At 70.3% G+C, this 4,310-nt stretch carries 3 protein-coding genes; all 3 read left to right on the forward strand.

From position 1 onward, the window contains the following. The coding region (locus AC1DZ6_RS20180) for a beta-xylosidase family glycoside hydrolase (RefSeq protein ID WP_477098919.1) at positions 1-589 on the forward strand (589 nt) is incomplete at its 5' end. Continuing rightward, positions 586-2,826, forward strand: coding sequence for a hypothetical protein (locus tag AC1DZ6_RS20185; protein ID WP_477098920.1), 2,241 nt, complete (start codon positions 586-588; stop codon positions 2,824-2,826). The genes AC1DZ6_RS20180 and AC1DZ6_RS20185, both read left to right, overlap by 4 nt. Positions 2,827-2,866: 40 nt before the next feature. Further along, positions 2,867-4,310, forward strand: a 1,444-nt coding sequence (gene uxaC / locus AC1DZ6_RS20190; RefSeq protein ID WP_477098921.1) for a glucuronate isomerase, incomplete at its 3' end; no start/stop codon positions are given.

Here is a 4,310-nt window from a genome sequence, read left to right on the forward strand (position 1 = left end):
CGGTCCGGTCCAGCCCCAGACCTCCGACACCTTCGCGACCAAGACGCTGAGCCCGCAGTGGGAGTGGAACCACAATCCCGACGACCGCCGCTGGAGCCTGACCCAGCGCCCCGGTTTCCTGCGCCTGACCTCGGCGCCCGCCCCGAACCTGGTCTCGGCCCGCAACACCCTGACCCAGGTGCTGCAGAGCGAGCATTCGGTTGTCACCGCCCGCCTGGACGCCGGCGGCCTGGCCGAAGGCCAACGCGCCGGCCTGGCGATGTTCGGTCAGGGGATCAGCTGGATCGGCGTTGTGCGGCAAGGCGGCGCCTCCCGCGTGACCTTCTCGTCGGCCGGCGTCGAAAGCCCTGGCCCGACCCTGGCGGCCAAGGCCGTGAATTTGAGGGTCGAGGTCGCCGACCAGACCGCGCGCTACAGCTACAGCCTCGACGGCGGCAAGAGCTTCGTCGCCCTGGGCGCACCCGCTCCGCTGCGTTTCAGCTGGTGGAAGGGCGCACGCCCCGCCCTGTTCACCTATAGCGACCTCGGCCAGGTCAAGCCGGGCGTCGCCGACTTCGACTGGGTCACGGTCAAGGCGGTGGCGCCGTGATCCGTCTCGCGGCCCTGGCGGCTGTTCTTGCCCTGGCCGTCGCCCCTGGCCTGACACTGGCCCAGCCGATCGATCGCCACGCGCTGGTCTCGCGGCACGACGTGTCCCTGACCGGCGTCGATCCGCACGCGCCGATGATGGTCGGCAACGGACAGTTGGGCTTCACCGCCGACATCACCGGCCTGCAGACTTTCCCCGAGCAATACTCGCCCCTGGCCCCGCTGCTGACCATGGCCCAGTGGTCGTGGCACAGCTTTCCCAACCCCAAGGGCTACACCGAGGCCGACGGCCTGAAGCCGGTGGACGTGCCCGGGCGCGGCAGCCAGCCCTATGCCTGGATGAAGGGCGGGCTGGAGAAGCCCAATCCCGCCGACGCCTGGCTGCGCGAGAACCCGCACCATTTCTCGCTGGGCCGCATCGCCCTGGACCTGCGCGACGCCAATGGACGCCCCGCCGCCTTCGCCGACCTGTCCCAGACCCGCCAAACGCTGAACCTGTGGACCGGCGGCCTGACCAGCACCTTCGTCTATGACGGCCAGCCCGTGACGGTGGAGACCCGCGTCCAGCCCGACCGCGACGTCGTGCTGGTCGAGATCGTCTCACCCCTGGTGGCGGCCGGCCGACTGGGCGTCACGGTGCGCTATCCCGGCGTGTCGGCGAACCTCAATCCCGACCCGTCGGACTGGACCCATCCCGAGCGCCACACGACCACCGTTGTAGGCCGCGCGCCGGGCCGGCTGGTGCTGTCGCGCCGCCTGGACGACACGGTCCATGGCTCGACCATCGACGCCCCCGGGGCGAGCATCGCGGTCAGCGGCCCGCACGCCTTCGCGGTGCGGCCCGGCGCCGGCGACCGGCTGGTGGTGATGGTCGGCTTCTCGCGAACCGCGAAGGCGCCGCCGGCCGTCAGCTACGCCCGGGCCCGCGACRCTGTCACCGCCCACTGGCGCGATTACTGGTCCCAGGGCGGGGTCGTCGACTTCACCGGCAGCACCGATCCGCGCGCGGCCGAGCTGGAACGCCGGGTGGTGCTGTCCCAGTACCTGCAGGCCCTGAACGGCGCGGGCGACACGCCGCCCCAGGAGGAAGGCCTGTTCTCCAACAGCTGGAACGGCAAGTTCCACCTGGAAATGCACCCCTGGCACTCGGCCCATTTCGCCACCTGGGGACGGCCCGCCGAACTGGAGCGCGGCCTCTCCTGGTACCTGGCCCATCTGCCCAAGGCCGAAGCCGAGGCGCGGCGACACAAGGTCGAGGGCGCCTGGTGGCCGAAGATGGCGGGACCCGAGGGCCGCAACAGCCCCAGCTCGATCTCGCCCTTCATCATGTGGCAGCAGCCGCACCCGATCCTGATGGCCGAGCTGGCCTTCCGGGCCCATCCCGACCAGGCGACCCTGGCGCGCTACGGCGAGCTGGTCGACCAGACCGCCCGCCTGCTGGCCACCTGGCCGCGCTGGGACGCCGCGACCGGCCGCTACGTGCTGGGGCCGCCGATCATCCCGGTGCAGGAGAACTACGATCCCCTGACCACTCTGAACCCGACCTTCGAGGTCGAATATTTCCGGCGCGGCCTTCAGACCGCCCAGGCCTGGCGGGAGCGACGGGGCCTGCCGCGCGAGGCGCAATGGGACGAGGTGATCGGCAAGATGTCCAAGGTGGCAGAGCGCGACGGCCTCTATCTGGCGACCGAAAGCTCACCCGACCTGTGGCGCCAGGCCGCCTCGCCCGCCTGCGACGGCCACGCGACGGGCGCCTGCGAGAACCGCGACCACCCCTCGTTCCTGATGGCCTACGGCCTGATCGGCGGCGACCGGATCGATCCGGACACCATGCGGCGGACGCTGGCCGCCACCGAAGCCCACTGGGACCTGCGCCAGACCTGGGGCTGGGACTTCCCGATGGTGGCCATGACCGCCGCCCGCCTGGGCGAGCCCGAGGACGCGGTCGATTGGCTGTTCAAGGACCTGAAGAACAACCAGTGGGGCGTCACGGGCATGACGCCGCGCGTCCATGCCGACGAACACGCCATCGCCTTCACGCCCGGCGCGCCGGGTGCAGGCGGCCCCGACGGTCCGGGCTACCGACGCGCCGCCGAGACCTATTTCCCGTCCAACGGGTCGCTGCTGCTGGCGGTCGGGATGATGGCCGGCGGCTGGGACGGTTCCAAGGGTCCCGCTCCTGGCTTCCCAAAGTCCGGCTGGACCGTCCGCGCGGAGGGCCTGAAGGCCCTGCCCTAGGTCTCGACCTCCTCCTCCCCCTCCTTCTCCGGTTTGCCTCATGACCACACCGACACGGCCTCTGGTTTTTCACGACGACCGCCTGTTTCCGGCCGACGAGCGCACGCGRGGCGTCGCCCGGGCGCTGTACGGCCAGGTCAAGGGCCTGCCGATCATCAGCCCGCACGGCCATACCGATCCGGCCTGGTTCGCGACGAATGCGCCCTTCGAGGACGCCACCGACCTGCTGCTGGCCCCGGACCACTACCTGTTCCGCATGCTCTACAGCCAGGGCATCAGCCTGGACGCCCTGAAGGTCCGCTCCAAGGCCGGCGTGCCCAGCACTGATCCCCGCGAAGCCTGGCGGCTGCTGGCCCAGAACTTCCACCTGTTTCGCGGCACGCCGTCGTGGCTGTGGCTCAACCACGTGTTCAGCCAGGTGTTCGGGTTCACCCAGTTCCTGAGCGCCGAGACTTCCGACGACTATTTCGACCGCATCAACGAGGCCCTGGCCACCGAGGCCTTCCGGCCCCGGGCGCTGTTCGACCGCTTCAACATCGAGACCCTGGCCACCACCGAAGGCCCGCAGGATCGGCTGGAGCACCACAAGGCCATCCGCGAGAGCGGCTGGGGCGGCCATGTGGTCACCGCCTATCGCCCCGACGCGGTCATCGACTTCGAGGACGAGCGCTTCGGCCGGGCCTTCGAGCGGTTCGGCGAAGTCTCGGGCCAGGACGTCACCCGCTGGAAGGGCTATCTGGAAGGCCACCGCCTGCGCCGCCAGGCCTTCATCGCGGCCGGCGCCACCTCCAGCGACCACGGCCATCCGACCGCCGCCACCGCCGACCTCAGCGACGTCGAGGCCGAGGCCCTGTTCCAGAGCCTGCTGAAGGGCGAGGTCACCCCGGCCAAGGCCGAGCTGTTCCGGGCCCAGATGCTGACTGAGATGGCCCGCATGAGCCTGGACGACGGCCTGGTCATGCAGATCCACCCCGGCTCGCACCGCAACCACAACACCGGCCTGCTGGCGTCCCACGGCCGCGACAAGGGGGCCGACATCCCCATGCGCACCGAATATGTCGATGCGCTCAAGCCCCTGCTGACCAAGTTCGGCAATGACCCGCGCCTGTCGATCATCCTCTTCACCCTGGACGAGACCGTCTACAGCCGCGAGCTGGCCCCGCTGGCCGGCCACTATCCGGTGCTGAAGCTGGGTCCGTCCTGGTGGTTCCACGACAGCCCCGAGGGCATGATGCGGTTCCGCGAGCAGGTCACCGAGACCGCCGGCTTCTACAACACCGTCGGCTTCAACGACGACACCCGCGCCTTCCTGTCGATCCCGGCCCGCCACGACGTGGCCCGCCGCGTCGACAGCGCCTTCCTGGCCCGCATGGTCGCCGAGCACCGCATGGACGAGGTCGAGGCCGCCGAACTGATCGTCGACCTCACCTACACCCTGCCCAAACGCGCCTACAAACTCGACCAACGGCCCAACTGGGCCAGGC

The organism is Caulobacter sp. P1_B12_2, from assembly GCF_056406675.1.